The following is a 25,999-nucleotide window of genomic DNA, read 5'->3' on the forward strand; positions in this document are numbered from 1 at the left end:
CGCTCCGACTTAGGTCGGAAGCGCTTGATCGTCTGCAGCTTTCACTTTGCCGACCCACCACAGCACGGGCAGCAACAGCGCAACGGCGACTAAGCCAACAGTGCTGTAACCACTGATCTGACCTGTCGCTGTCGTGCTGAGCATTAGCCCGGCGAGCCAAGCACCACAACCATTGCCGAGTGCTTGCAGCGCGCTATTCGCACTCAAGAATGCGCCGCGCTGTGTATTCACGGGGACAGTGGTGAGCAGCGCTTGCATCGGAATCATGCGCCCAGCCACCAGCACCATGAAGAATGGAAAGAACAACAGCATCACAATGAATGGCAGATGTGGCATGTGCGTCATGAACAACACCGGCAACATCGACAACAGCACAAGCACGCGGAACAGATCACGCTTGCCATAACGATCCGCCATGCGTCCGATGATGCGTGAGCTGAAGAAAGCGGCCGCACCACCCGCCATGTAAATCCACGATAAATCTGCAGGTGCTACGCCGTAGTTGGCGACGAGTACTGGCGAGATGAATGGAATCACCATCATGTGCGAAACCATCAGCGTGAACGTCAGCGCAAACGCTTTGACGTGATCAGGTTTGGTGAGCAAACGCCCAAGGTTTGGCAGCACTTCTTTCAGTGCCGGTTGTTTCTGCTGTAGATGCGCCGCTAGCGAAGGCACGATGCTTGAAGCTGCAAAGCAGATGAGAGCGGACATCGCAGTCAGCATAAAAAATGGCGTCGCCCAACCAAAGTGCGCGCCAAGCAAGACGCCTGCGGGAACACCCGCAATGGCTGCGAGTGAAAACGCCGTCATGATCGTGCCCATCGCAGCGCCACGACGTTGTGCCGGAATCACATCACCAACAATCGCCATGATCACGGAAGCCAGAACGCCACCCGTGATGCCAGCAAACGCACGTGCGATCAGCAGCAAGTGAAAGTTTGGTGCCAAGGCGCAGATCAGATTGGATACAGCGAACAGCGCGTACACGACGAGCAACAATTTGCGTCGATCAAAACGGTCCACATAAGTCGCGCCCAATAATCCCGACAAACCCGCGCACCATGAATACGCCGACACCGCTGTCGCGAATGCAGCAGGCGAAATCTGAAAGGCCTGCATGATCTGCGGGCCCAGCGGCATCATCACCATGAAATCCATGATGATGGTGAACTGCGTGAGTGCGAGCAGCCAGAGCAGGCGGCGTTCACCTGCGGGCGTTATCGAATACATGTGGATCTTCCCTGATGACGATTAAACAGACGTGATGTCTTTTGCTGCTTTCTCAATGATCGCAATTACGCGTTTCACTTCTGCGGCATCCCAAGCGCGGTCATGTCCCATCAGTGCATGTCTGAGTTGATGCATGCTCTCGCGTATCGTTTCTGGAACGCTGAGCTTGGCCATCATGCGAGATGAAAGTTTGAGTCGCTGCATCACGGCTTCAACATCGAGCCGGTTCTGCTCAAGGTGCTGTCGACCTTCATCGGTAATCGCGTACTGCTTTCGCGCGTTGGCATCTGCGATCTGCACAGTGGCGTAGCCTGCTTCTTCGAGAAAAGTCAGCGTCGGATAAATCGCGCCGGGGCTAGGTGAGTAAGCACCGCCGCAAAGATCTTCAATCGCGCGAATCAATTCGTAGCCATGACGTGGTTGGGTTTCGATCAACGCGAGCAGCAGCAACTTGAGGTCGCCTTGGCCGAACATGCGGCCCATGCGCCCGCCGCCGCGATGCTCGCCGCGCTCGTCACCGGGGAAGTCTGCGCCACCGCGTCCGAAAGGCCCGTGGCCGCGACGGCCGATCATCATGTGGTGATCGGGGCGGTGGTGTTCATGGTGATGGCCATGACGGTGTGAAAAATGTGCCTCGGCGTGTGAACGGCGGTCGTGGCGGTCTGATGTAGAGAAAGGGTTTCTCATGGGGTACTCCTAAAAAATCTTGAATGAGTTACTCAAGATTAGTCTTAAGTAACGATCTTAAGATATATCTTAACTAAGCCTAAAGCAAGCCGGATTGGGTAAAGAAGGGTTTCGGACCTGCGCGTCATGCTCGCCTGCACGGACGGTTTGGCCGGGATTTGTCATTCCGAGCGCAGCGAGGAATCTTGCCGTTCGCCAGTTAGCAGAGCGTTACAGCGAGATCCCTCGCTGCGCTCGGGATGACATGGACTAAGCCTAAAGCGCCGTCAAATTCGCGTAACTGATCATCAAGCGCTTAGTGCCATGCGCCTTAAAGCGGATTTCGACCTGAGCGCGATCGCCATCGCCTTCAAACGACAGAATCGTGCCTTCACCAAAGCGCTCGTGCGAAACACGTTGGCCGAGTTTGTAACCACCGGGGCCAACATCAGTGACTCGTCCAGCTGGCGCGGACCCGCGCGCCGGATAGCCATCTTTGCTGTAGCTACTGCCGTCAACACTCGGGCTGCGATAGCTGCTGCCACCGAAGTTGCCGCCGCCACTCCACGATGATGTATTGCTACGCGCAGCAAAAGCGGGTCGCACGATGCCGGCGCGCGGGCGTGTTTCGCTGACGCACTCAGGCGGAATTTCCTTGAGGAACATTGACGGCAGATTGATTTGTTCCTGGCCATGCAAGCGACGCATCTCGGCGTAGCTGATGTACAAGCGCTCGCGTGCACGCGTGATGCCGACGTAACAAAGGCGGCGTTCTTCTTCGAGATTCCCTTCATCCATCGTGCGCTGGCTCGGGAATAAACCGTTCTCAAGGCCGACCATAAATACGACGGGGAACTCCAAACCTTTTGCCGCGTGCAGCGTCATCAACTGCACACAGTCTTCGCCCGGGCCTGCTTGTCCGTCGCCAGATTCCAGCGAGGCGTGCGTAATAAATGCGGTTAAAGGTTCGAGCGTTGGCTCGCCTTCAACCGGCGGCAGTTCTTCAAAGCCGCGCGCGGCGTTGATCAATTCGTCCAAGTTTTCGAGACGCGCTTCAGCCTGTTCGCCTTTCTCTTTCTTGTAGTGCTCGCGCAGGCCACTGCGCTCAATCGCCATCTTGGTAGCTTCGCTGAGCGTGAGGCTGCGTGTATCCGCATGCAGCTCTTCAATCATCGACAAGAACGCGCCAACGCTATTCGCAGAGCGACCGAGTGAAGGCAGGCCAGTCTTTGCAGCAACCCACATCGAAATATTCTGTTCGCGCGCCAGCAAGCGCAAACGCTCGATGGTGGTGGCGCCAATGCCGCGCGGCGGCGTGTTTACGGCGCGCTCAAAGCTGGTGTCATCGTCGCGGTTGTGCAGCAGTCGCAGATACGACAGTGCATCTTTAACTTCCATGCGTTCAAAGAATCGCAGGCCGCCGTAGATACGATAAGGAATGCGCGCGCGGATCAACGTTTCTTCTAGCACACGAGACTGCGCACTCATGCGGTACAACACGGCGAGATCGGAGTAACGCGAGCGACCGTCGATGTGTTCCTTCATGCGGCTGATCACGAATTCCGACTCGTCGTATTCGTTGAACGCAGCGTAAAGCTGAATCTGTTCGCCTTCGTTGCCATCCGTCCACAACTCTTTGCCGAGTCGTGAACTGTTCTTCTCGATTAAGCCGTTCGCAGCCTTAAGGATGGTGCCAGTGGAGCGATAGTTCTGTTCCAGCTTGATGGTTTCTGTGCCGGGGAAATCCCGATCCAGCTTCATCATGTTTTCAACTTTCGCGCCGCGCCAGCTATAGATGCTCTGATCGTCGTCGCCAACGGCGAACAAGATGCCGGTTTTGCCTGCGAGTACTTTCAGCCACTGATACTGCAGCGTATTGGTGTCCTGAAATTCGTCGACCAAGACATGACGGAAACGATTGCGATAGTGGTGCTGAATTTCAACGTTGTCGCGGCACAGTTCGTAAGCGCGCAGCAGCAGTTCTGCAAAATCCACCAAGCCATTGCGTTCACACTGTTCTTGATACGCGGCATAAACACGCACCAACGTGCGCTGCGTGAAGTCGCCTTGATCTTGCAGATGCTGCGGGCGGCGACCTTCTTCTTTCTGCGAGTTGATAAAGCCGGTGACGCTTTTCGGAACCCATTTATCTTCTGGCAATTCCATCGCGCGCAATACGCGTTTAACCAAACGCACTTGATCGTCGGAATCGAGAATCTGGAAATTCTGCGGCAGCTTGGCTTCTTTCCAATGCAGTCGCAGCATGCGATGCGCGGTGCCGTGGAAAGTGCCAACCCACATCGCGCGAACTGGAATGGTCACCAACTGCTCAATGCGCCCACGCATTTCAGCAGCCGCTTTATTGGTGAATGTCACCGCAAGAATCGACAGCGGCGATACGCCTTCTTTCGCGATCAACCAAGCAATGCGATGCACCAACACGCGCGTCTTACCTGAACCCGCGCCAGCCAAAACCAAACGATGCTCAGTCGGCGCCGTTACCGCCTCTTTCTGGGCAGGGTTGAGATGGTCAATAAGGGGTGCAAGATCGTCAGCAAAATCATTCATTCGCTGATTTTACCGGCTTGGCCGCTGCTCTGACGCTTTGATTGAAAATAGACCGGCAAAATAAAAGCCCCGGCACTCAGAGCGCCGGGGCTTTTTGAAAGCATTTGTTACTTCAGCTTAGGAGCGTGCGGACGCAAACGCAGATTGAGCATTTCCACGCCCACCGAGAACGCCATCGCAAAGTAGATGTAAGCCTTAGGCACGTGTGCGCCAAAGCCTTCAGCAACCAGTGCGCCGCCGACCATGATCAAGAAGGCGAGTGCCAACATTTTGACCGTCGGGTGTTTATCAACGAATGCGGAGAGCGGGGCGGCGAAGAACATCATGGTGATGATGGCGATCACGATCGCGGTGACCATCACTGGCAGATTGTTGGTCATGCCGACGGCGGTGATGACTGAGTCGAGCGAGAACACGATGTCGAGAATCATGATCTGGATAATCGCACTGGCAAAGCCGGTGACGGCGCGCACGGTGGGGGTTTCGCCACCGCCGCCATTGCCTTCAATGCTTTCGTGGATTTCGCTGACGCTTTTATAGAGCAGGAACAGACCGCCGAGGATCAGCACCAGATCGCGACCGGAGATTTCGGTCGGGATAAATTCAAGCCAGGAAATGGTTTGCGTCAGGCTGGCCAACCAAGCCAGTGAGAACAGCAGGGCGACGCGCGTCAGCAGCGCGCCAGCAAGTCCGAGGAAGCGGGCGCGGGCCTGTTGTTCAACGGGAAGTTTGGCGACGATGATCGACAAGAAAATGATGTTGTCGATGCCGAGCACGATTTCGAGTGCAGTCAGCGTCAGTAAGGCCATCCAAAGTTCGGGTTGTGCTAAAGCTTCCATCGCGTAAATTTCCTGTAAAGATTATGCATATGATAACGGTGCGGCGGCTTGGACGCCCGTTTGTCACGCAAGTTTCGTGAAAATGTAACGCAATTGTTACACCGCGCAATCAGTCTGTCCGCATGGAAAATGGAGCCAAACCATGCGTATAGCTTACGGCGTCATGGGTTACGGACGTGGCCACGCCATGCGGACCAGCGCGGTGCTGCCGGCGCTGATGAAGGAGCATGAGGTCACCGTTTTCGCGGGCGGCGACGCCTACGAGGAGCTGGCGCCCCGGTTCCCGACGGTGCGAATTCCCATCATCGGCTACCAGTACAACGACCGCGGCAGCCATTCCTTTCCGAAAACCATCGCCAGCAACTTCTCGCCAGTGGCGGATTTGCTGTTCCACGGACAAGGCATGGCGCAGGTCGAGCGCGAGTTCAAGGCACGCGACATTCAGCTGGTGATTTCGGATTCAGAAGCGTGGACACACCGCGTCGCCCAAAAGCTGAAGATTCCACGCATCAGCTTTGACCACGTCGGCATCATCGCCTACTGCAAGTCTCACTTTCCGCCGGACCTTTGGTTGGCTGGCCAGCGTGATGCCTGGGGCTATCGCACGTTGATGGGCATTCCTGAACGCATTTTGATTTCGAGCTTTTATCCGGCAGAAGGCGCTTATCCCGGTGTGAAAGTTGTTGGCCCGATGTTGCGAGACGAAGTTCTGCGCGTGCAACCAAGCAAGGGCGATTTCCTGCTGGCCTACTTCAATAAAGGCCAACATCAATATCTGCCGCGACTGGATGGCGTGCTGCGCCAACTGGATTGCCCGGTTGTGGTTTACGGCACGCCTTATCGCGACAAGATCGACAACCTCGACTTCCGCGCGCCGAGTCGTGAAGGCTTTGTGCGCGATCTCGCCAGCTGCCGCGGCGTGCTTTCAACCGCAGGCAATCAGCTGATTGGCGAGGCGATTCATTTCGGCAAACCGATTCTGGCAATGCCGGAAGATGCGTTTGAGCAACGCCTCAACGCACAGATGATTGAGCGCATGGGTGTCGGCATGCGCGCCGAGATGAACCAGCTAACGCCCAGCGATGTAGATAGTTTTCTCGGGCACGGCGACTGGTATCGATCCAATATGCGTCAGCATGCCGGTGATGGCCGCGCCGAAGCGATTGAAACTTTGCAGCGCTATATCGCCGAGCTAACACACGGCGAAAAAGCGGTGAAAGTTCACATTAAAAAACCGCAGCGCAAAGCTGCGGTTATTGCCAACGCCTGATTACATCGTGGGCTGAGTGCTTCTAGCGAGTGACGGACTCTGTGCCGAGCGCGAGCAAGCACGGTCCGTATATTTGCGTGGCAAATTAGTCGTGCATTGACGGTGACCGTCTTCGCTCATGCGAATGTGCAGCGCACGTCCACGGATCAGTGTCGATGTGAAATTGAGCGCCACGGTGCCGTTAGCGTCGAGATGCAAAGTCGCTACATCCGCAATATCCAAGGCATCTGGCAAGCCGATGTCTGTTGGCTTGGTCGGCCACTGGCCGTGCTCGCTGCGATACGCCACCACCTTTTCACTGGTGTCGCGTGCCTGCTCAATCGCCATCGCGACCTTTGAGCGAATCACATAGTCTTGGTAAGCGGGCACAGAGACTGCTGCAACTACGCCGCCCGCAAATGGAATCACAACCATCAAACCCACCATCACCCAGCTCAACGAGCCCCAGGTGCCGATGACGGTTTCGTTCAGATCCAAATTTTCATTCGTTAGGCTGCTGGCTTCCAGCACGACCGTGCCGCAAACCATGTCGTGCAGACCTTTGCGGTGACGATTAAACAAGGGCACCAAGAGTGGAATCACCATCAGCGCAGACAGCATCAGCAACAGATATCGACCGAGCGCGAGCATGTCGCCGAGCTGGCTGCCGTCATCGCGTACCACACGAATATCCAACGCGCGTTTGCCGATGGTGGCGCCGTGAGAGCCGCCATGTAACAAGGTGAAGTAGGCCAGATTGCCAAGCACCGCCAGCAGCTGACCAACGATCATCGCTGATGTGTCTGCCAAAAATGCCTGCGGCAAGATGATCAGGATGGTGGCTGGAATGAACATCACCAAGCCATCAATTAACGCCGCTGCAATGCGACGCCCAAACGCAGCGATAACCGGCTGATCGATTTCGACAGCGACGGCTTCTTCTGGCCACGACTTGGGTTGCAACAAGCCAGCGCTGGCCAGCACATTCTGGGCAATGGCCCAGTCAGCCATGCCGTCTTTCCACATCAAAGTAAACGCGTTGATCTCGTCCTTGCGGACCTTCTCGCGAATCTGCTCAAAATTAAACGGCCCCGTAGACACGCCATGATCGGCGACGAAATATCTCGACATGCACTCCCCGACTGAGTGTTCTTATAGTGTCCTCACACTAAGGCAGAACTCAGCCAGAAGATGTCAGATTTTCCAGTAATCGAATCATCAGCCGATTGTTTTCGGCAAAACGGGAAATATCGGAAAGAATGCTTTCCGGCGTCTGCACATAGGCCGCAGTCGCGGGCCGCTCGTGTGCAAACCAGTCACGCGCATTGGCGGCGGTGACTTCCAAGTGAAACTGAATCGCAGCAACGCGCTCGCCGTAATCGTAAGCCTGATGCGCACAAGCCTCGCTGGATGCGAGATTGCGTGCGCCCTCTGCAATCGCAAAGGTGTCGCCATGCCAGTGAAACGCTACATAGCGCTCGGGGAAGCCCGCGAATAATTTTGATTGCCGTGCGCTGTCATTCATCTCCACAGGGAACCAGCCGACTTCAGTGTGCGCATTGCGTGTGGTCGGCGCGCCCAGCGCATCAGCGATCAACTGCGAGCCCAGACAAATGCCGAGTACACGTTTGCCCGCAGCGATGGCTTGCTTGATCAGCGCCTTCTCGGCTTTGAGCCAAGGATGAATATCGTATTCATAGATATTCATCGGTCCGCCCATCACGATCAGAAAATCGAAATCGTCGGCCGATGGCGGGAGTTCGCCTGCGTATAAGCGCGTCTGCGTGACCACATCGCCGCGCGATGCAAGCCAGGGCGCGATGCAGCCCAAGTCTTCAAAGTCCGCGTGTTGTAGCCAGTGAACGCGCAAGCTCAGACCTTACGTTCTTGAAAATCGATGGAAGCCGAGTTGATGCAATAACGCAGACCCGTTGGTGGTGGGCCATCGTTGAATACGTGGCCCAAGTGCGCGCCGCAATGTTCACAATGCACTTCGGTGCGAACCATGCCGTGGCTATTGTCGTGGCTCTCGGCGACGGGCGCGGACTTGCTCAGTGGCTGATTAAAACTCGGCCAACCGCAGTGCGCATCAAACTTGTGCAGCGAATCGAATAGCGGCGCTTTGCAACAAACGCAAACGTAAACACCGTCGGCTTCGTGGTTCCAATATTCACCGGTAAAAGCGCGCTCGGTGCCGTGCTGACGGGTCACGCGATATTGTTCAGGCGTGAGTTGTGCCTTCCAGTCCGCGTCAGATTTTTCGATTTTGCTCATCACCCACTCCTAAGTCAGCCCGCTGTACAACTATACTGCGGCCCATACGATAAGAATCAAGGAGAGCCCATGCCTATTGCAGTTGGTTTTGCCATAGTCGCCGCCATCTCGGCACTAGCCGCGATCATCGCGGATTGGAACGAGCGTCGTCATTTCACCTTCTACGTCCTCAAGCCGCTCACCACTATTTTCATCATTGGCATCGCAGCAACCGTGCCAGAAGGCAATGCGCGCGCGTTCATGTTGCTGGCCTTGGTGTTGTCCTTGATCGGCGATATTTGTTTGATGTTTGAAGGCAATGGTTGGTTTGTTGGGGGCCTCTCCAGTTTTCTGCTCGCGCACCTCGCGTTCATTCCTGCTTTGCTCTATGGCGTTGATTCACCAACCTTGCCGCTGTGGAGCGCGGGTATCGTGCTTTGGGGCTTGGGCTTCTTCATCTGGCTGTTGCCAAAGACGGGCCCACTCAAGCCAGCCGTGCTGGTCTACGGCACGATTCTGATGTCTTTGGCATTAGCCGCAATCGCGCGATGGAACGTAGCGCCGACAGAAGCAGCACGCCTCGCACTTGTTGGCGCAATCCTGTTTGTGATTTCAGATTCCGCACTATCCGTACGTAAATTCGTCGGCAGCTATCGCGGCGCGCAAGCGCTGATTCTCAGCACGTACTGGTCAGCAATTGGATTGATGGCGTTTTCGCTAACGGTTTAAATCCGCGCGATGGGCGCTCACGATTTTTTTGCGAGCGCCCATCGTGTGCCAAAGAAGCCTGCGATTCCAGCAATTGGAATCAGCAAGATCGTGATGCCCAACCCGACAAACCCGCAGGCGATAGCGGGCAGCGTGAATTCCTGATTGCATGTTGTGTTGGATACCGCATCCAAGTGGCCAACCGCCCACGCCAGCGTGAGATACGCGGCTAAGATTCCAACAACAATGCTGACAAGCGTTTTCATCGTGGCGCCTTAAAAGTGTTGCTTGAATTCAGGAACAACATCCCAGAGATCATGTATGCCATACGCGTAAGTCACCGGAATCCTTGATAGCGAGGCTTCCTCTGGATGCAGGACTTTGTGTCGAATGCCAGGTCAGGCTAGGACTGTTTTGCGAGGCATTGCCATTTTGTGCGCAAAACATGCAGTGCGCTTTTAGACAGCATTGAGGAGGGCGCCTCAGCTATGTCAGATGTAGATTGGACTGATACAAAGCCCACTCTGCATTGATCCGAGCCTCCGTTAATTGAACACACTAAGGCTGGGGTTTCGGTCGTTTCTTCGTCGAAATCATTGCGATCCTGTGGTCGTTGGCCGCCGCAATAAAACCCGTTCAGCACTAGAGTTCGCGCAACATCGCTCATTAGGGCTGACTGCTGGATCAGCTTCCTATGTTTTTTTTCTAGTTGTGCCGCACCGTCGGAGGAGAACACAGGCCCAAAATCATCAGCAGGTATCGCTAGAGTCGACGAATGAGCATCTTCAACGACTGCGGTTTCCAAGGTATCGTAAAGTTGTTCTACTGAATCGCTGTATTTGGTCCAAGACGAAACTTGAAGTGTCACGTTGAGAGTGGGGTATCCGGTCAAGCCCCCCGCCAATTTTCGCGTGCATCTCACATAGGGCATGTGAGTTGACATCCAAGGAATTTCTTTGAACCTTGAGTCGTAACTACCCTTTTCGATTCCACAGCGAAAACCAATATCAACCAGTCGTCCTATCGCTAGCCGAACCGTTGCTCCCTCCAAGCGCAATGGTTTAAGCACATCTTGTGTGAACTTGTCGCTTATGACGTGTGTGTCAGCCCATTGCTTTAGCGGTGGGCTGTCGCGGTCAGTCGGAGCGGCAATCACGGCCGTGCTGAAAATGGAAAGAACGACAGCTGCTGCAGAATTTACTGAGATAGTTGCCATAAAAATTCCAAACAACAATTTTGATGGAACCCGGGATGTCGTATGACCTGCTCGCGTGCGCATGTAATTTGGAAATTGAATGCCCATGTTTATGCGAATCATGCCCTTATCTTGTTTGACAAAAGTTAACATGGAATCGAACAGGGCCGCAGCAGTCCACAACTGTGGGCGTGATTTACGGACTGATGTTGGAACCTCTGACAGAATCAACGCTCTGATCAGGTGCGAGCTGCATTACATAATAAAGCTGAAAAATATTGCGAGGATTTATGAATAAGATTTTGCTGGGTACTTGCAGTGCATTGCTTGTCGCGGCGTGCAGCACGCCTGCGCCGCAGCCTAATGAGGCCGTTGCACGCATCCATGTGCCTGCGAGTAAACCTGCGCTGAGTTATGACAAGACGTACCCGCTGTCGGGCATTGAGATTGGCAATGCAGACAAAGCGGTTCGCTCGCAAGACGATTTGTATCGTGCTGTAAACGGTAAGTGGCTCAGCGAGACTGAAATCCCAGCTGATAAATCCAACTATGGCGCGTTTACCAAGTTGACCGACGATGCCGAAGCGCAGCTGCGCGGCATTATCGAGACGGCGGCAGAAAAGACGGACAAAGCGCCGGGCACGGATGAGCAGAAGGTTGGCGATCTTTATGCCAGCTTCATGGATGAAAAAACCGCAGACATCAAAGGCGCGCGTCCGGTGCAGCCGGAGTTAAAGCGTATCGATGCGCTGAATAACAAAAAAGATATCGCAGCTTTGATGGCACATCTCCAGCGCATCGGCATCAACGTGCCGGTTCTGGGTGGTGTGCATCAGGACGCGAAGGATCCGACCAAATACATCATCGACTTTTATCAAGCCGGTCTTGGCTTGCCGGACCGTGATTACTATTTGCAGAACGATGCCAAGTTCAAAGACATTCGCGCCAAGTATCTTTCGCACATTGAAGATCTTTATCGCCTCGCAGGCATGCCTAATGGCAAAGCAGCCGCAAAGAAAATTCTGGCGCTGGAAACAGAGCTAGCCAAAGTGCAGTGGACCAAGGTTGAAGCGCGCGATGCGGTGAAGGGTTACAACCCGTTCAACGTCGACAAGCTTGGAACCTTGGCGCCGAATTTTGCGTGGATGACTTTTGTGAAAGAAGTCGGCGCGGGCAGCCAGAAGCGCGTAGTCGTCAGTCAGCCGTCTTACATTAAAGGCTTCGGCAAGTTGATTGATAAGACTTCACTGGAAACATGGAAAACCTATTTCCGCTGGCGTGTGCTGAGTGATGCAGCGCCTTACTTGGATCAACACTTTGCGGCTGAGAGTTTTGAGTTCAACGGTGGCGTGCTCAATGGCATCAAAGAAGATCGCCCACGTTGGAAGCGCGGTGTGGCGTTGGTAGAAGGCGCATTGGGTGAAAGCGTCGGCAAGATTTATGTCGCGCAATATTTCCCGCCAGAAGCCAAGCAGCGTATGGATGGTTTGGTGAAGAACTTGATCGTTGCCTATAAAGAAGGCATCGATGGCTTGGAGTGGATGAGTCCGGAGACGCGCAAGGCTGCGCAGCAGAAGCTTGCCAAGTTCACGCCCAAGATTGGTTATCCAACTAAGTGGCGCGATTACTCCGCGCTGACGATCAAGCCGGATGATTTGCTTGGCAATGTTTATCGTTCAAACGAGTTCGACTATCAGCGAGACATCAACAAGCTCGGCCAACCGATTGATCGCGAGGAGTGGCATATGACGCCACAAACCGTGAATGCTTATTACAACCCGGAGATGAACGAGATCGTGTTCCCTGCTGCAATTCTGCAGCCGCCTTTCTTTAATCTGAAAGCAGATGATGCGGTGAACTACGGCGGTATCGGCGCAGTGATTGGGCACGAAATCAGTCACGGCTTTGATGATCAAGGCAGTCAGTACGACGGTGACGGTGTACTGCGTGATTGGTGGACGGCCGATGATCGCAAGAATTTTGAAGCGCGCACCAAAGCGCTGATCGAGCAATACAACCAGTACGAGCCGGTGAAGGGTTACAAGCTCAACGGCGAATTCACCATTGGCGAAAACATTGCCGATCTGGCCGGCATGACCATCGCTTACAAGGCCTACCAGCTCTCACTCAATGGCCAGCCCGCACCGGTGTTGGATGGCCTCACCGGTGATCAGCGCTTCTTCATGGGTTGGGCACAGGTCTGGCGCCGCAATTATCGCGAGGCCAATCTGGTGAGCCGCATCAAAACCGATCCCCATTCACCGAGCGAATATCGCGCTAATGGTGTCGTGATCAATTTGCCGGGCTACTACGAAGCTTTTGACGTGAAACCGGGCGACAAGATGTACAAGGCGCCGGAGCAGCGCATCAAGATATGGTAAGACCGTAGAGAGCGAAATAGATGGAATAGAGGCGATGGAGCGTGCTCCATCGCCTTTTTCATGTGCTGGGTTCTTTTAACGACGGTCGCGGGCATCACTCCGCAGAAAGGGCCTGCTAGTATTCACTAACGATTTTTCGCACAACCTTAGAGTGATTGCCGATGCGCCTTTCAAACGGATACCAGTTACAGCAGGGTTACGCCAAACGTATAGGCCTTATTGTGTTGGCGCTCGTCATCATTCTGCCGGTGCTCTACATCTGGGCCATGTTGAGCTGGAGCTATTCCACCGGCGAGCGCGCGGGCTGGCTGCAAAAGCTTTCGCACAAGGGCGTGATCTGCAAAACCGATGAAGGCGAGTTGTCGCTCATCGCAGTGCCTGGCGCGGCACCAGAAAAATTCCTGTTCACGGTTCGTGATCCGGAAGTCGCCAAGAAGATTCAAGAACTGATGGGACATCGCGTGTCGCTGCACTATGAACAGAAAGTGGGCCTGCCGACTTCCTGCTTTGGCGACACCAGTTATTTTGTGACCGGCATTGAAGAAGTGAGCGAAGCGACCATGCCGTCGTGGACGGCTACACCGGTTCCGCCTGCGGCAACGCCTGCTCCAACTCCCGCACCAGCTCCTGCGCCTGCTGCCCCGCAGTAAGGCTGCGGAACTAAAATTTAAGGCCTATAGTCGAAGCCTCATGCGCCGATTCCGTCTACTACTGAGCTTGCTACTAGGGTTGTCATTAATGACCCAGAGCATGTTCGTGGCTGCGGCATTGGCAAGTAGCCCGATGGAAGCGCCTGCTAAAACTTCGTCCATGAAGATGGAAATGGCCGCAGACGCGCCCTGCATGGACATGATGGATATGGGCGATCAAGACCAGCCCAGCAAATGTCCGTCGAAGTGCTGCGATGGCAAAGCCTGCCCCGATATGTCGCGCTGTGCACATGCACAACCAGCATTGGCCGCAGTCGTTGTGCCGATGATTCATTCCTCGATTGAACACAATGCGCCAGCAGTTCAGGCGCCCATTGCGGCTGTACGCCCGCCGACCTCACTCCTGAGGCCACCGATCTCATTCCACAGCTAAACCCGTAGCGGCGCTCGTGCGTCGTTGGTGTTTCCTGTGGAGATGGATCAATGCTTTCAAATACTCGTCGCGCGCTTGCGCGAAAAATGTCCCCGTTGGGATTTGTCACGCTGTTCGTGGTCGGCGCTGTGCAAGCGCAGATACATGAGCAATCTTCTGCTGATCTGGCATCGCCTGCGTTAACGCTGGCGCAAGTGCAGCGTCTGGCAATTAATGATCAGCCGCAGCTCGCAGCGCAGGCGGCCGAAGTGCGTGCGTTTGATGCGCGCGCTGTTTCGGCAAGTCAGTTGCCCGATCCGCAGTTAATGGCGGGTGTGCAAGATCTGCCGGTCAATCGCGAGGACGCCTACAGTCTGCGTCGCGATGATTTCACGATGATTGGTGTCGGCATCACGCAAGAATTTCCGCGTGCCGCCAAGCGCGAATTGCGTGGGGAAAAGCAGCGTCTGATGGCGCGTGGCGCAGAAGATCAACTGCAAGAGCTTCAGCGACGTATCCAGCGTGAATCCGGTCTGGCTTATTTGGATCTGTATTTTCCAGAGCAGGCGCAGCGCTTGGTGAGCGCGATGTTGATCGAGGCTGAGCGCAGTCAGAAAGCCGCCGAGATCGCTTATCGCGCTGGCAAGAATGAGCAGGCCGACGTGTTGGCTGCGGATGTTTCTTTGTCACTGCTACTCGACAAGCAAGCCGAGTATCAGCAGATGGCCGGCCATGCGCGTGAAGATCTGATGCGCTGGATTGGCGCCGCCGCCAATCGACCCGTCGGTTCAATGATGCCGATGCTCGCAGAGCCGCAGCCCTTGGCTAATGTGCTGTCCACATTGCCTCAGCATCCGGCGCTGCGCATGTTTGAGCGCAGTCGTGATGTCGCACAAAACGAAATCGCGCAAGCCAAGCAAGCTTATAAACCGGACTGGCGTATGGAGCTTGGCTATGGGCATCGCATTGACTATGCCGATCTTGTCACGCTCAGAGTCGGCATTGACCTTCCGGTCTTCACCGCTAATCGACAAGACAGCGATGCCGCCGCCGCACGTGCCGATGCTGAGCAAGCAGACGCACGACGTGAAGACGCGTTGCGTGATTTCACCGCGCAGGCCTCCGTCGCTCATCACGATTGGGAACGCGTGAATGAGCGCGTAAAAAACTTCGACGACAAGGTGCTGCCGCAAGCGCGTGCCCGTGTTGATGCCGCCTTGATTTCCTACAGCGCAGGTCGCGGCACGCTCGCCTCGCTGCTCGATGCGCGTCGCAGCTTGCTGGATGTGCAACTGCAACGCCTCACTCTCGCCGTTGATGCTCTGCGCAATCGATTGGCCCTCGACTATTTCATTGGAGATGCGTCATGAAACGCAGCACATTCATTCTTTCAACGCTGGCCATCTCTGTGATTGCCGGACAAGCTTGGTGGATTGCGAGTCATCACTCATCCGCCGCCCCGAGTTCTGCGGATAACAAGATAGCGGCCGCAAAACCTGTAGAACGAAAACCGCTTTATTGGTACGACCCAATGAAGCCAGACGCGCACTTCGACAAGCCCGGCCCGTCACCCTTCATGGATATGGAGTTGGTGCCGATGTACGCCGATGAAAGTGCAGAGGCAGATCCTGTCTCGGCATCGACTGGCGGCACCGTCAAGATTGATCCGCAGATGGTGCAGAACTTTGGCTTACGCACTGCGAAAGTGACACGTGGCTCCTCGAATACAGGAATTCACGCAACAGGTTCTGTGCAGATTGATGAGAGTCGGATCGTCGTTATTGAATCTCGCACGGCGGGTTGGGTCGAGCAGCTCAACGTCAATGCAGTGGGCGATACGATCAAGCGCGGACAAAGTGTTGCGGGTGTGTACTCGCCCGATCTCTATGCAGCGCAGCAGGAACTCGCATTGGCAACGCGTTCTCAGGATGAACGTCTAGTTGATGCCGCACGTCAGCGCTTATCGCTACAAGGACTTTCTACGGCTCAAGTTTCTGCCGTGCTTAAGAGCGGGCAAGCACAACGTCGTGCATTAATCGCCGCGCCACTAAATGGTGTGGTGACAGAGCTCAATGTGCGTGAAGGCCAGCAGGTTACGCCGGGGATGCCGCTGATGCGCGTGGCGGATTTGTCCAAAGTCTGGATCGTCGTTGAAGTGCCGGAATCAATCAGCGCATCTTTAAGCATTGGGCAAGTCGTAGAAGCGCGAGTGAGTGCGCTGCCGGGTGAAGCTCTCAAGGGCAAGGTTGATTACGTTTACCCCAGTCTTGATGCACAGGCACGCACCGTTCGCGCACGCATGATTTTTGATAATCCGAAGTTGATGCTCAAGCCTGGCATGTATGCGGATGTGGCGCTGGCTGGTAATTCTGCGCAGAAAGATGGTTTATCAGTGCCTAGCGAAGCTGTGATCCGCACAGGTGAGCGCAATGTTGTGATCTTGGCCTTGGGCCAAGGCAAGTTCCGTCCTGCTGTTGTGCAAGTCGGTGAAGAGCGCAATGGCAGTAGCGAGATTTTGTCTGGCATTGAAGAAGGCGAAACCGTTGTTGTGTCGGGCCAGTTCCTGATCGATTCCGAAGCGAGCCTTCGCGGTACGTTGGCGCGCATGCAAGATGCAGAGCACAAGCCATGATCGCGCGTCTGATTCATTGGTCGGTTCACAACCGCTTTCTGGTTTTGATGGCGACAGCGTTGATTGTCGCCATTGGCATTTACTCGGCAAAGACCACACCGCTGGATGCCATTCCGGATTTGTCCGACGTGCAGGTCATCATCAAAACCACTTATCCGGGCCAAGCGCCGCAAGTGGTGGAAGATCAAGTGACGTATCCACTGACGACGACCATGTTGTCTGTGCCCGGAGCTAAGAACGTTCGTGGCTATTCGTTCTTTGGTGATAGCTATGTCTACGTTCTGTTTGAAGACGGCACCGATTTGTATTGGGCGCGCTCGCGTGTGCTCGAATATTTGTCGCAGGTCCAAGGACGTTTGCCACCCACTGCAAAAGCCGAGTTGGGTCCAGATGCAACAGGCGTTGGTTGGATTTACGAGTACGCACTTGTTGATCGAACAGGACAACATGACATCGGACAGTTGCGTGCTTTGCAGGATTGGTTTCTGCGCTATGAGCTGAAGGCCGTTCCGAATGTAGCCGAAGTCGCCACGCTCGGTGGCTTCAATCAGCAGTATCAAATTGTGCTGCGTCCTGATCGCTTGCGTGCTTACAGCATCACGCAGGATCGTGTGGTTGATGCGATCCAGAAAGCTAATAGCGAAGCGGGCGGATCAGTGCTTGATCTTGGCGAAGCCGAATACATGGTGCGTGCGCGTGGCTATCTGAAGAGCATTGATGACTTCAATGCAATTCCTGTAGGCCTCGGCAGTAACGGCACGCCGATCTTGTTGCAGGATATTGCGTGGGTGCAGAAGGGCCCGGAAATTCGTCGCGGTATCGCGGAGCTTGACGGTCAAGGCGAAGTAGTTGGCGGCATCATCGTCATGCGCTCCGGCAAGAACGCGATGGAAACCATCACCGCCGTTAAAGCCAAACTCGAAACCCTGAAGAAAGGTTTGCCCAAAGGCGTAGAGATTGTGCCGACTTATGATCGCTCGGCTTTGATTCAGCGCGCGGTCGACAATCTTCAACAAAAACTGATTGAAGAGTTCATTGTCGTTGCGGTCGTCTGCGTTTTGTTTTTGTTCCATCTGCGTTCCGCGCTGGTGGCTATCATCACCTTGCCTATCGGCATTCTGGTGGCTTTCAGCGTGATGCGTTGGCAAGGTATCAACGCCAACATCATGTCGCTGGGCGGTATTGCGATTGCGATTGGCGCAATGGTCGATGCGGCGGTGGTGATGATTGAGAACGCGCACAAACATTTGGAAGAGTGGAGACACAAGAATCCGGGCTTGTCGCCGAATACGCAGCAGCAAGTAAACCTGATGGCGTCCGCAGCGGCAGAAGTCGGTCCAGCGCTGTTCTTCTCCTTGATGATCATCACGCTGTCGTTTGTGCCGGTGTTCACGCTAGAGGCGCAAGAAGGCCGTTTGTTCGCGCCACTCGCCTTCACCAAAACTTATGCGATGGCGGCAGCGGCAGCTTTGTCGATCACATTGATTCCGGTGCTGATGGTGTATTTCATCCGCGGCAAGATCGCAGATGAAACTGCCAACCCGATCAATCGCGCGCTGATTGCGGGCTATAAGCCGATCATTCATTGGGCACTGGATCGTCCCAAGCTGGTGATCGCAATCGCTACAGTGTTATTGCTGATTACTGCATGGCCCGCATCACGACTCGGAAGTGAATTTATGCCGCCGCTGGAAGAGGGCGATGTCTTGTATATGCCGACAGCACTGCCCGGTTTGTCTTCCGGCAAGGCCGCAGAAATTTTGCAGCAGACTGACAGGATTCTGAAAACCTTTCCGGAAGTCGAGCGCGTGTTCGGCAAGATGGGTCGTGCAGAATCCGCAACAGATCCCGCGCCGCTAGAAATGATGGAAACCACCATCATGCTGAAGCCACACGATCAGTGGCGTGCAGGCATGACGCAGAAGAAGCTCATCGCAGAAATGGACGCGGCACTGAAAATTCCCGGCATGGGCAATGTCTGGGTGCAGCCGATCCGTAATCGTATCGACATGCTCGCCACAGGTATCAAGTCGCCGGTCGGCATCAAGATCGCTGGGCCTGATTTGAAAGTGATCGAGAAGATTGGTGAAGAGATTGAAGCTGTCGTCAAAAAAGTGCCGGGAACTTCATCGGCATTTTCTGAGCGTGTCTCAGGCGGGCGTTACATCGAAGTGCGGCCTGATCGCATTGCTGCTGCGCGTTATGGCCTGAGTATCGATGACATCCAGCGCATCGTCTCGCTCGCCATTGGTGGTCAGAACGTTGGCGAGACGATTGAAGGTCTACAGCGCTTTCCAATCAACGTTCGATATCCACGCGAGATGCGTGATTCGATTACGTCACTGCGTGAGTTGCCGATTGTTACGAGCAGCGGCGCGGTGGTGACGCTCGGCAGTATTTCCGAAGTTGTCGTCACCGATGGCCCGCCGATGATCAAGAGCGAGAACGCGCGCCCCAATGGCTGGATCTACGTCGATATCAATGATCGTGATCTTGGCTCGTATGTGCACGATGCCCAGAAGGCCGTCGCCGAGCAGGTCAGCTTGCCAGCCGGTTACTCCGTTGCATGGTCCGGACAGTTCGAATATCTGGAGCGCGCCAGCAAGCGTCTGCAACTCGTGGTGCCCTTCACGCTCGCGATTATTTTTGTGTTGCTGTTTCTGATCTTCCGCAATGTCGGCGAGGCGGCACTGATTATGTTGACTCTGCCGTTCGCACTCATCGGTGGATTCTGGCTGATCTATTTATTGGGTCATCACTTGTCGATTGCATCAGGCGTCGGCTTCATCGCGCTTGCCGGTGTGGCTGCGGAGTTTGGCGTGGTGATGCTGATCTATCTTGATCAGGCCGTGAAGCGCTTGGAGCGCGAAGGCCAGCTCAGTACGCGAGACGCTTTGAAGGCCGCGATTGTTGAAGGTGCTGTGATGCGCGTTCGTCCAAAAGCGATGACGGTTGCCGTCATCATCGCGGGCTTGCTGCCATTGTTCTGGGGTGCGGGCACCGGCAGCGAAGTGATGCAGCGCATCGCTGCGCCAATGATCGGCGGCATGATCACGGCGCCGTTGTTGTCGATGATTGTGATTCCCGCGGCGTATCTGTTGATGCGTGGGAGGAAACTAAAAAGCTGACGTAGGGCGGGAGCATCCCGCCTTCCGCGAAGAGCACTACCGCGAAAGGCGGGATGCTCCCGCCCTACGGTTAGTCGAGAATCGGCGCGTCGGATTTTCTGCGCCATCCATAACGCACCAGATCAACTTTGCCTTTAAGAAACAGAACGCCTTCCGCTTCAAGAAGGTTTTTCTGTAGCGCATGACTTTCGCTGTCAGCCGGAAGCGAAATTTTGCCCTGTGCATTCATCACACGATGCCAGGGCACTTTCATATTGTCTGGGATATGTTTCAGCGCATAACCCGCAAGGCGCGGGTGATTGGGAAATCCCGCTTCGCGCGCGATCTGACCGTAAGTTGAAACGCGACCGCGCGGGATTTTCTTGGTGGCTTCCCAGATTGCAACGCAGCTGTCGTGAATTTTCATCGAGCTAAGCTGCTGCGATTTTATTTAACCGCGCGGAGTGAGGCTTTCTTACGGGGTGCGGCGGCTTTTTCAATAGCGCGTTGCTTCAGTATGCCAATGCATTCATCAAACGTACGTGAGATGCGCGTTTGATTGCGGATGCGATCAATCTTCGACCACGTCGCGCGGTCGCCGTCGCGGATGAAGCGCTGAATCTCATCATCCGTGAGGTTGGAGAACATATTGAGCAACTGCTTGGGCGTGTGACGCGGAAAAATATTGACGTCGCCGCTGTATTTCTGGCGCGTCACATTGTCGAGCTTGTTGATGATGCGACCGGCGCCGTAAGGATCCATATGCGTGCGTGCGAGCGTGAGCGCGCCGCGGCTGCCGGAGCTAGCGAGTTCGCGTGCCAGCGGAATCAGGCCGCGCTTAGGCGCAACGTCTGACATGAACGGCACAATGTGTGGATTGGTTTGGCTGACGATGTAGTGATTGCAGTTGTGCAGGCGCGCGAGGCGAAGCATCGGCAGATCGTTGGCAAGGCTGCCATCAACCCAACGTTTGCTTGGCATATACGGAACAACGCGGCCGAGATAATCGTGCGCTTCCAACATCACCGGTGGGAACACGCCGGGAACGGCGCAAGACGCCAGAATCGCGCGACGCAGCAACACATGCGGCGCAGCCAAGTAATTGAGCAGACGACCTTGCTGATGTGGGTCAGCTGGTGAAACGGTGATGCCGATGATGCGACGCGTGCGCTCAAAGGCCTGCGTGAAGCTGATCTCGCCGACGTTTTCAGCAAGGCAACGCTCAAGCTGACCGCCGTCCATCACCGCACCGCCTTTGAAAATATTGCGCAGGCTGACGCTCTGGAAGGCGCGCAGATTCAGCCCGCCCGGTTCAAACACGCGGCCCAGTTCAGCATCGGTGCGCGAGCCCACCACGCCAGCAATGATGGAACCGGCGCTGGAACCCGAGATGACTTTGGGCAGCAGATTGCGCTCGTGCAGCGCTTTGATCACGCCGAGGTGAAACATGCCCAGCGTTGCGCCGCCGGACAGCATCAGCGCCGAGCGACCAAAAACGGTGCCGGTACGCTTAAAGAAGATGATCTTTTCGTCTTCCGGAAAGTCCGGAAAATCGCCGATGCAGAGGTAGTCGAGGCAGCGCGCGACTTCTTCAACGTATTGTTCGATCAGGAGTTTGGTGCCAACGCGGGCCACACCGTAGAGGGCCGGATTGGTGATGTTGCCGATGTTGCCGTGCAGGCCTTCATACAGATTGAACACCAACTGACGAACATCGCCACCTTTGCGCAGGGCGCGCATTTCGGCGAGGCGTTCTTTGATCAGAAGGTAGTCGTAGTCGTCGCTGGTGTCGTCCTGTTTCCAGGCGGCGGCACCCTCAAGGGTGTCCAGTTCGACGGCAATTTCGCGCCATTCCTTATAGTCGGCGGCCTGCTCGAGGTCGCGTTGACGGGTGACAATAAGCTTGTTGGACATCAATAAGGGCACGATTAAGGTACGGCTGGAGTGTAGGGGATTTGTCGCTTCTCCGAATACCTTAGTAGAAAGATGCGAAAATGAATTACCCGCATGGGAACACTTGCCGCTTGTGGCTGTTTGTTATTATTTACCAGTTATATTATATATATTAAATTAAAACAAATAATACGAACCTTGCTGCATCGTGATGCTCCGTTCTCGCGACAACCTTTAGGTAGCCCTGTCATTTCTGCATGATCGCTCTGATTCAACGCTATAAAGCCTGGCTGATGCCGGCCGTGACGCTGCTGATTTTCAGCGTGGCTGCGCTTGTGCTGCAGCGCAGCTTGTCGCATCTGCGGTGGGCAGATGTTGTGGAAGAACTAGCGCGCACTCCATTACAAAATATCTGGCTGGCCTCGCTATGCGCGGTGGGCAGTTACGCGATGTTGACGATGTACGACCTGCTGTCGCTACGCATCATCGGCAAAAAATTACCGCTATGGCGGGTAATCGAAACTTCATTTACTGCGTACGCCGTTGGGCATAGCGTGGGACTGTCGTCGATCTCCGGCGGTTCAGTGCGTCTGCGTCAATATTCAGCTGATGGACTCAAGGCGATGGAAATCGCTGCGGTCATTGCGCTGTGTTCGTTGACCTTCACGCTGGGCGTGTCGACCTTATTAGGTTTGTCGCTGCTGCTTGAAGGCGAACAGGCTCAGACCGTTCTGCATATCCAATTGCCCGTCGCACATTGGCTCGGCGGCTTGGTGTTGTGTGTTGTGGCGATTTATTTATTGATCACTGCAGTGCGGCAACGTCCGCTGACGATCAGTGGCCAAGCATTCAAATTGCCTTCGTTTCATTTCAGCGCAGCGCAGCTCATCACCAGTTGTATTGATTTGAGTTTCGCCGCCGCCGCGCTCTACTTTTTATTGCCGGATCAACTTGGTCTGAGCTTCCCGGCATTCGTCGGCATTTATGTATTGGCGCTTGCAGCAGGTGTGGCCAGCAATGTGCCGGGCGGCCTCGGTGTTTTCGAAGGCGTGCTGTTGCTGATGTTGCCTGATGTGCCCAACGACAAATTGCTTGGCGCAGTGCTGCTCTATCGCCTGATCTATTACATCGTGCCTTTCATGCTCGGCATGGCTTTGTTGTTGTGGGGAGAGTGGGAAGTACAGAGCAAGCGTTTGGAAGAGCCATTCCGCGTGGCCAAACGCTGGATCGAATTTTTGCTGCCAGAAGTGTTGTCCGTGTTGGTGTTCTTGGCAGGCGCAGTGTTGTTGCTCTCAGGCAGCTTGCCCGCGATTGGAAAGCGCATGGACTGGCTCGCCGACCTGCTGCCGCTGGGCGTCGTTGAACTCTCACATCTTGCCGGTAGCGCAGTCGGTGTCGGCCTGATGATTCTCGCGCGCGGTCTTTATCGCCGTTTGGATGGTGCGTGGTGGTTGACGCAAGTTCTGATCGTCGCCGGTATTTTCGCGCAGCTTCTTAAAGGTGTGGATTACGAAGAAGCGCTGCTGCTGTTTGTGATCGGATTAATGTTGTGGGCCTCACGTGCACGCTTTTATCGACGCGCACCTTTGCTGGCGCAACGGTTTTCCCCGTGGTGGTTTATCAACGTCGCCTTAGTCCTGGGCGCGGCGATCTGGTTAGGCGTGGTGGCTTACAAGAACGTTAGCTACGCCAACCATCTATGGTGGGACTTCGCATTCGAAGCCGACGCGCCACGCATGCTGCGCGCCACCTTGCTCGCAGTCTTTATCGCATCAATTTTCGCGATGATGCAGTTGCTCGGCGCTTCACGCCCGCGCGCAGATTTGCCTTCTGCTGAAGATTTGGAAAAGGCGAGTGCCTGTCTGGCAAAAAGCAGCGAGACGATGGCGAACCTTGCTTTGCTCGGCGATAAGCAATTCTTGTTCTGCGATGAGGGCGACGCTTTCATCATGTATCAGCGCGGCAATCGATCTTGGATCGCGCTCGGTGATCCGGTCGGCAATCCTGATCGGTTCGAAAATTTGGCTTGGCGCTTTAGAGAAATGTGCGACAAGCATGGCGGTCGTCCGGTGTTCTACGAAGTCAGCGCCGCGCAACTGCCTTTGTATCTCGATTTAGGGTTGTCGCTCGTTAAACTCGGCGAAGAAGCCCGCGTGCCACTCGCAAACTTTGGCCTCGAAGGTTCCAAGCGCGCCGAATTGCGCCAAGCCAAACGCAAAGCGGAGCAACGCGATGGTTTGAGCTTCCGCATTCTGCAGCCAGCAGAAGTTCCAACGCACATCGAGCAATTGCGCTTGATTTCAGACGATTGGCTCATCGCCAAGTCTGTCGCAGAGAAGGGTTTTTCTGTCGGCAACTTTGAGCCTGAGTATTTGTGCCGCTTCCCGATTGCGGTCGCAGAAAAAGACGGCGCTATCGTCGCGTTTGCGAATCTCTGGCGTACCGCGAATGAAGTCTCAGTTGATCTGATGCGTTATGGCAGCACTGCCCCGCGCGGCGTGATGGATTATCTGTTTGTGGAAATGATGCTGTGGGGCCGCGCCAATAATTTTCAGTGGTTCAATCTGGGCATGGCGCCACTCTCTGGTTTGGAAAAACATCCATTGGCACCGCTGTGGCACAAGCTGGGCTTGTTGGTGCATCGTTACGGCGAACCGTTCTACAACTTTGATGGTCTTCGTCGTTACAAAGAAAAATTTGATCCGGTTTGGCGTCCGCGTTATCTGGCATCGCCAGGTGGCTTGGCGCTGCCAAGAATATTATTGGATACGGCCTCGCTGATTGCGGGCGGTATGAAAGAGGTGGTTTTCAAATGAAACAACTCATCGCATTGCTGTTGGTATTGGTGGCCGGCTCTGCTCAAGCACGCGACGTGCTCTCGCATGGCCGCTTCGACAAGATCACCATGTATCAGCCCAAGGGCACGCCGACGAGCTTCGTTATCTTTCTGTCCGGAGATGCAGGCTGGAATGGCAACGTGATCAACATGGCCAAGGCGCTGACAGAGAAAGGTGCCTTGGTTGCAGCCGTTGATACACCCGCGCTGTTACGCAATTTCAAGAAAGATGGCGGCGATTGTTTTTCACCTGTTGGTGATTTGGAAAACCTCAGCCATTTCTTGCAGGCCTATTACAAACTCGGCGATTACTACCGCCCGATTATTGTCGGCTATGACGTTGGTGCAACACTCGCTTACGGTACTGCGGGATTAGCACCTGACAAACTGTTTGGCGGTGTCATGGCGCTGAGCTTCAACCCAGAGTTGGCATTCAAGAAGTCACTGTGCAAAGGCGATGGCTTTAAATTTGAACTGCAGAAGAATGCACAGGGCAAGGTCAAGAGTTCGGTGCTTTATCCAACGCAGCGAATCAAAGCGCCATTCGTTGTATTGCAGGGCGAGGTCGATCCTAAATATCCATCATCGGCCGTTCAGATTTTCACGAGCACGGTGACCAATGGCCGCGTGGTGATGTTGCCTAACGTCGGTCGCTACTACGGACACGAGAAAGATTGGAAGCCGAAGTTCCTCGAAAATTATCAAACCATTGTTGCGAGCAATAAGGCTTCATCACCGCCGCCACCGCCAACATCACTCGGCAATTTGCCGGTGGTTGAAGTGCCATCGCAGGGCAAGGAAACCGACACCTTCGCGATTCTCATTTCTGGCGACGGTGGCTGGGCAGGCTTAGATAAAGAAGTTGCTGCAGCGCTGACAGCCAAAGGCGTCAGAGTAGTTGGCGTAGATTCACTGCGTTACTTCTGGGCCGCGCGCACGCCAGCAAGTACGGCCGCAGATACGGATCGCATCATTCATTACTACGCATCGAAATGGAAAAAGAAGCGCGTCATTCTGATTGGCTATTCGCAAGGTGCGAACGTGATGCCTTTCATCGTCACGCGTTTGTCCAAACCATCGCTTGAATACGTCAGCTTGGCTGTTGGCATGGGCTTGAGTGAATTCGCAACGTTTGAATTCCATCTGAGCAACTGGGTTTCAAACGGCAAAGAAGGCTTACCTACCTTGCCTGAAGTGGCCAGAATGCGCGGCATTCCGTTCCTGTGCATTTACGGTACGGGTGAAGACGACACGATTTGTCCCAAGCTACTAAGCACGCCAAGCGCGCGTGTAGTGAAGTTGCCGGGCGGGCATCACTTCGACGGCAATTACAAATTGCTTGCTGAAGAAATTTTGAAAGCAATGCCACGCTGAGTT

General features: G+C 54.8%; 21 protein-coding genes. 10 read left to right on the top strand and 11 right to left on the bottom strand.

From position 1 onward, the window contains the following. Positions 1-9: 9 nt before the first annotated feature. From CJD38_RS09345 to CJD38_RS09360, 4 genes are all read right to left on the bottom strand, one after another. Positions 10-1,233: an MFS transporter gene (locus CJD38_RS09345; RefSeq protein WP_107940065.1), complete on the bottom strand. Its 1,224-nt coding sequence runs from the start codon at positions 1,231-1,233 to the stop codon at positions 10-12. Between the two features lie 21 nt (positions 1,234-1,254). After that, positions 1,255-1,920 carry a PadR family transcriptional regulator gene (locus tag CJD38_RS09350; RefSeq protein ID WP_206362932.1) on the bottom strand — a complete coding sequence of 222 codons (666 nt, stop codon included), beginning with the start codon at positions 1,918-1,920 and terminating at the stop codon, positions 1,255-1,257. A gap of 255 nt (positions 1,921-2,175) precedes the next feature. After that, positions 2,176-4,467, bottom strand: a complete 2,292-nt coding sequence (gene uvrD / locus CJD38_RS09355) for a DNA helicase II (RefSeq protein ID WP_107940067.1) — start codon at positions 4,465-4,467, stop codon at positions 2,176-2,178. A gap of 107 nt (positions 4,468-4,574) precedes the next feature. Beyond that, positions 4,575-5,306 carry a TerC family protein gene (locus tag CJD38_RS09360; RefSeq protein WP_107940068.1) on the bottom strand — a complete coding sequence of 244 codons (732 nt, stop codon included), beginning with the start codon at positions 5,304-5,306 and terminating at the stop codon, positions 4,575-4,577. A 142-nt stretch (positions 5,307-5,448) separates the two neighbouring features. Between CJD38_RS09360 and CJD38_RS09365 the strand changes: the two genes are divergently transcribed. Further along, positions 5,449-6,576, top strand: a complete 1,128-nt coding sequence (locus CJD38_RS09365) for a glycosyltransferase family protein (RefSeq protein WP_107940069.1) — start codon at positions 5,449-5,451, stop codon at positions 6,574-6,576. Here CJD38_RS09365 and CJD38_RS09370 read toward each other — a convergent pair whose 3' ends face one another. From CJD38_RS09370 to msrB, 3 genes are read right to left on the bottom strand one after another with little or no spacing between them, the layout of a single operon-like run. Further along, positions 6,577-7,686 carry an RDD family protein gene (locus CJD38_RS09370; RefSeq protein ID WP_107940070.1) on the bottom strand — a complete coding sequence of 370 codons (1,110 nt, stop codon included), beginning with the start codon at positions 7,684-7,686 and terminating at the stop codon, positions 6,577-6,579. Between the two features lie 49 nt (positions 7,687-7,735). Further along, positions 7,736-8,425 carry a type 1 glutamine amidotransferase gene (locus tag CJD38_RS09375; RefSeq protein ID WP_107940071.1) on the bottom strand — a complete coding sequence of 230 codons (690 nt, stop codon included), beginning with the start codon at positions 8,423-8,425 and terminating at the stop codon, positions 7,736-7,738. A 2-nt stretch (positions 8,426-8,427) separates the two neighbouring features. Next, the gene (msrB, locus tag CJD38_RS09380; protein ID WP_107940072.1) at positions 8,428-8,829 is read right to left on the bottom strand and encodes a peptide-methionine (R)-S-oxide reductase MsrB; all 402 of its coding nucleotides are present in this window, start codon (positions 8,827-8,829) and stop codon (positions 8,428-8,430) included. 69 nt (positions 8,830-8,898) lie between these two features. On the opposite strand from msrB, the gene CJD38_RS09385 reads away from it, so the two are divergent. Further along, positions 8,899-9,537 carry a lysoplasmalogenase gene (locus tag CJD38_RS09385; RefSeq protein ID WP_107940073.1) on the top strand — a complete coding sequence of 213 codons (639 nt, stop codon included), beginning with the start codon at positions 8,899-8,901 and terminating at the stop codon, positions 9,535-9,537. A gap of 17 nt (positions 9,538-9,554) precedes the next feature. Here CJD38_RS09385 and CJD38_RS09390 read toward each other — a convergent pair whose 3' ends face one another. Further along, positions 9,555-9,782, bottom strand: coding sequence for a hypothetical protein (locus CJD38_RS09390; protein WP_107940074.1), 228 nt, complete (start codon positions 9,780-9,782; stop codon positions 9,555-9,557). Positions 9,783-9,919: 137 nt separating this feature from the next. Beyond that, positions 9,920-10,834, bottom strand: coding sequence for a hypothetical protein (locus CJD38_RS09395; RefSeq protein ID WP_146165967.1), 915 nt, complete (start codon positions 10,832-10,834; stop codon positions 9,920-9,922). 167 nt (positions 10,835-11,001) lie between these two features. Here CJD38_RS09395 and CJD38_RS09400 point away from each other — a divergent pair, with 167 nt between their 5' ends. From CJD38_RS09400 to CJD38_RS09425, 6 genes are all read left to right on the top strand, one after another. Next, positions 11,002-13,092 carry a M13 family metallopeptidase gene (locus tag CJD38_RS09400; protein WP_107940076.1) on the top strand — a complete coding sequence of 697 codons (2,091 nt, stop codon included), beginning with the start codon at positions 11,002-11,004 and terminating at the stop codon, positions 13,090-13,092. A 161-nt stretch (positions 13,093-13,253) separates the two neighbouring features. Then, complete coding sequence (locus CJD38_RS09405; protein ID WP_107940077.1) at positions 13,254-13,742, top strand: hypothetical protein; 489 nt, start codon at positions 13,254-13,256, stop codon at positions 13,740-13,742. Between the two features lie 88 nt (positions 13,743-13,830). Then, on the top strand, positions 13,831-14,175 hold the full coding sequence (locus CJD38_RS09410; protein WP_146165968.1) for a hypothetical protein: 345 nt from the start codon (positions 13,831-13,833) through the stop codon (positions 14,173-14,175). Between the two features lie 50 nt (positions 14,176-14,225). Continuing rightward, entirely contained in the window at positions 14,226-15,524 is a 1,299-nt protein-coding gene (locus tag CJD38_RS09415) for a TolC family protein (protein WP_107940079.1), read from the top strand. Beyond that, complete coding sequence (locus tag CJD38_RS09420) at positions 15,521-16,786, top strand: efflux RND transporter periplasmic adaptor subunit (RefSeq protein ID WP_107940080.1); 1,266 nt, start codon at positions 15,521-15,523, stop codon at positions 16,784-16,786. The genes CJD38_RS09415 and CJD38_RS09420 overlap by 4 nt, the downstream gene beginning before the upstream one ends. Continuing rightward, positions 16,783-19,914 (top strand): efflux RND transporter permease subunit, encoded by a 3,132-nt coding sequence (locus tag CJD38_RS09425; protein WP_107940081.1) that lies wholly within the window; start codon positions 16,783-16,785, stop codon positions 19,912-19,914. Before CJD38_RS09420 ends, CJD38_RS09425 begins: the two co-directional genes overlap by 4 nt. 70 nt (positions 19,915-19,984) lie before the next feature. Here CJD38_RS09425 and CJD38_RS09430 read toward each other — a convergent pair whose 3' ends face one another. Both CJD38_RS09430 and CJD38_RS09435 read right to left on the bottom strand, forming a co-directional pair. Continuing rightward, positions 19,985-20,320 carry an MGMT family protein gene (locus tag CJD38_RS09430; RefSeq protein WP_107940082.1) on the bottom strand — a complete coding sequence of 112 codons (336 nt, stop codon included), beginning with the start codon at positions 20,318-20,320 and terminating at the stop codon, positions 19,985-19,987. 20 nt (positions 20,321-20,340) lie between these two features. Next, positions 20,341-21,807 (bottom strand): DUF3336 domain-containing protein, encoded by a 1,467-nt coding sequence (locus CJD38_RS09435; protein ID WP_107940083.1) that lies wholly within the window; start codon positions 21,805-21,807, stop codon positions 20,341-20,343. 236 nt (positions 21,808-22,043) lie between these two features. Between CJD38_RS09435 and mprF the strand changes: the two genes are divergently transcribed. Beyond that, positions 22,044-24,602 carry a bifunctional lysylphosphatidylglycerol flippase/synthetase MprF gene (gene mprF, locus CJD38_RS09440; protein WP_107940084.1) on the top strand — a complete coding sequence of 853 codons (2,559 nt, stop codon included), beginning with the start codon at positions 22,044-22,046 and terminating at the stop codon, positions 24,600-24,602. After that, complete coding sequence (locus CJD38_RS09445; protein WP_107940085.1) at positions 24,599-25,996, top strand: AcvB/VirJ family lysyl-phosphatidylglycerol hydrolase; 1,398 nt, start codon at positions 24,599-24,601, stop codon at positions 25,994-25,996. The genes mprF and CJD38_RS09445 overlap by 4 nt, the downstream gene beginning before the upstream one ends. Positions 25,997-25,999: the final 3 nt, after the last annotated feature.

Origin of the sequence: Stenotrophobium rhamnosiphilum (assembly GCF_003052265.1) — a bacterium.
GTDB lineage: Bacteria > Pseudomonadota > Gammaproteobacteria > Nevskiales > Nevskiaceae > Stenotrophobium > Stenotrophobium rhamnosiphilum.

What these genes read in the sequence shown, in the direction of transcription:
- CJD38_RS09345 (WP_107940065.1), bottom strand. Translation starts at nt 1,233, where the DNA reads ATGTATTCGATAACGCCCGCAGGTGAACGCCGCCTGCTCTGGCTGCTC.
- CJD38_RS09350 (WP_206362932.1), bottom strand. Translation starts at nt 1,920, where the DNA reads ATGAGAAACCCTTTCTCTACATCAGACCGCCACGACCGCCGTTCACAC.
- uvrD (WP_107940067.1), bottom strand. Translation starts at nt 4,467, where the DNA reads ATGAATGATTTTGCTGACGATCTTGCACCCCTTATTGACCATCTCAAC.
- CJD38_RS09360 (WP_107940068.1), bottom strand. Translation starts at nt 5,306, where the DNA reads ATGGAAGCTTTAGCACAACCCGAACTTTGGATGGCCTTACTGACGCTG.
- CJD38_RS09365 (WP_107940069.1), top strand. Translation starts at nt 5,449, where the DNA reads ATGCGTATAGCTTACGGCGTCATGGGTTACGGACGTGGCCACGCCATG.
- CJD38_RS09370 (WP_107940070.1), bottom strand. Translation starts at nt 7,686, where the DNA reads ATGTCGAGATATTTCGTCGCCGATCATGGCGTGTCTACGGGGCCGTTT.
- msrB (WP_107940072.1), bottom strand. Translation starts at nt 8,829, where the DNA reads ATGAGCAAAATCGAAAAATCTGACGCGGACTGGAAGGCACAACTCACG.
- CJD38_RS09385 (WP_107940073.1), top strand. Translation starts at nt 8,899, where the DNA reads ATGCCTATTGCAGTTGGTTTTGCCATAGTCGCCGCCATCTCGGCACTA.
- CJD38_RS09390 (WP_107940074.1), bottom strand. Translation starts at nt 9,782, where the DNA reads ATGAAAACGCTTGTCAGCATTGTTGTTGGAATCTTAGCCGCGTATCTC.
- CJD38_RS09395 (WP_146165967.1), bottom strand. Translation starts at nt 10,834, where the DNA reads ATGATTCGCATAAACATGGGCATTCAATTTCCAAATTACATGCGCACG.
- CJD38_RS09400 (WP_107940076.1), top strand. Translation starts at nt 11,002, where the DNA reads ATGAATAAGATTTTGCTGGGTACTTGCAGTGCATTGCTTGTCGCGGCG.
- CJD38_RS09405 (WP_107940077.1), top strand. Translation starts at nt 13,254, where the DNA reads ATGCGCCTTTCAAACGGATACCAGTTACAGCAGGGTTACGCCAAACGT.
- CJD38_RS09410 (WP_146165968.1), top strand. Translation starts at nt 13,831, where the DNA reads ATGACCCAGAGCATGTTCGTGGCTGCGGCATTGGCAAGTAGCCCGATG.
- CJD38_RS09415 (WP_107940079.1), top strand. Translation starts at nt 14,226, where the DNA reads ATGCTTTCAAATACTCGTCGCGCGCTTGCGCGAAAAATGTCCCCGTTG.
- CJD38_RS09420 (WP_107940080.1), top strand. Translation starts at nt 15,521, where the DNA reads ATGAAACGCAGCACATTCATTCTTTCAACGCTGGCCATCTCTGTGATT.
- CJD38_RS09425 (WP_107940081.1), top strand. Translation starts at nt 16,783, where the DNA reads ATGATCGCGCGTCTGATTCATTGGTCGGTTCACAACCGCTTTCTGGTT.
- CJD38_RS09430 (WP_107940082.1), bottom strand. Translation starts at nt 20,320, where the DNA reads ATGAAAATTCACGACAGCTGCGTTGCAATCTGGGAAGCCACCAAGAAA.
- CJD38_RS09435 (WP_107940083.1), bottom strand. Translation starts at nt 21,807, where the DNA reads ATGTCCAACAAGCTTATTGTCACCCGTCAACGCGACCTCGAGCAGGCC.
- mprF (WP_107940084.1), top strand. Translation starts at nt 22,044, where the DNA reads ATGATCGCTCTGATTCAACGCTATAAAGCCTGGCTGATGCCGGCCGTG.
- CJD38_RS09445 (WP_107940085.1), top strand. Translation starts at nt 24,599, where the DNA reads ATGAAACAACTCATCGCATTGCTGTTGGTATTGGTGGCCGGCTCTGCT.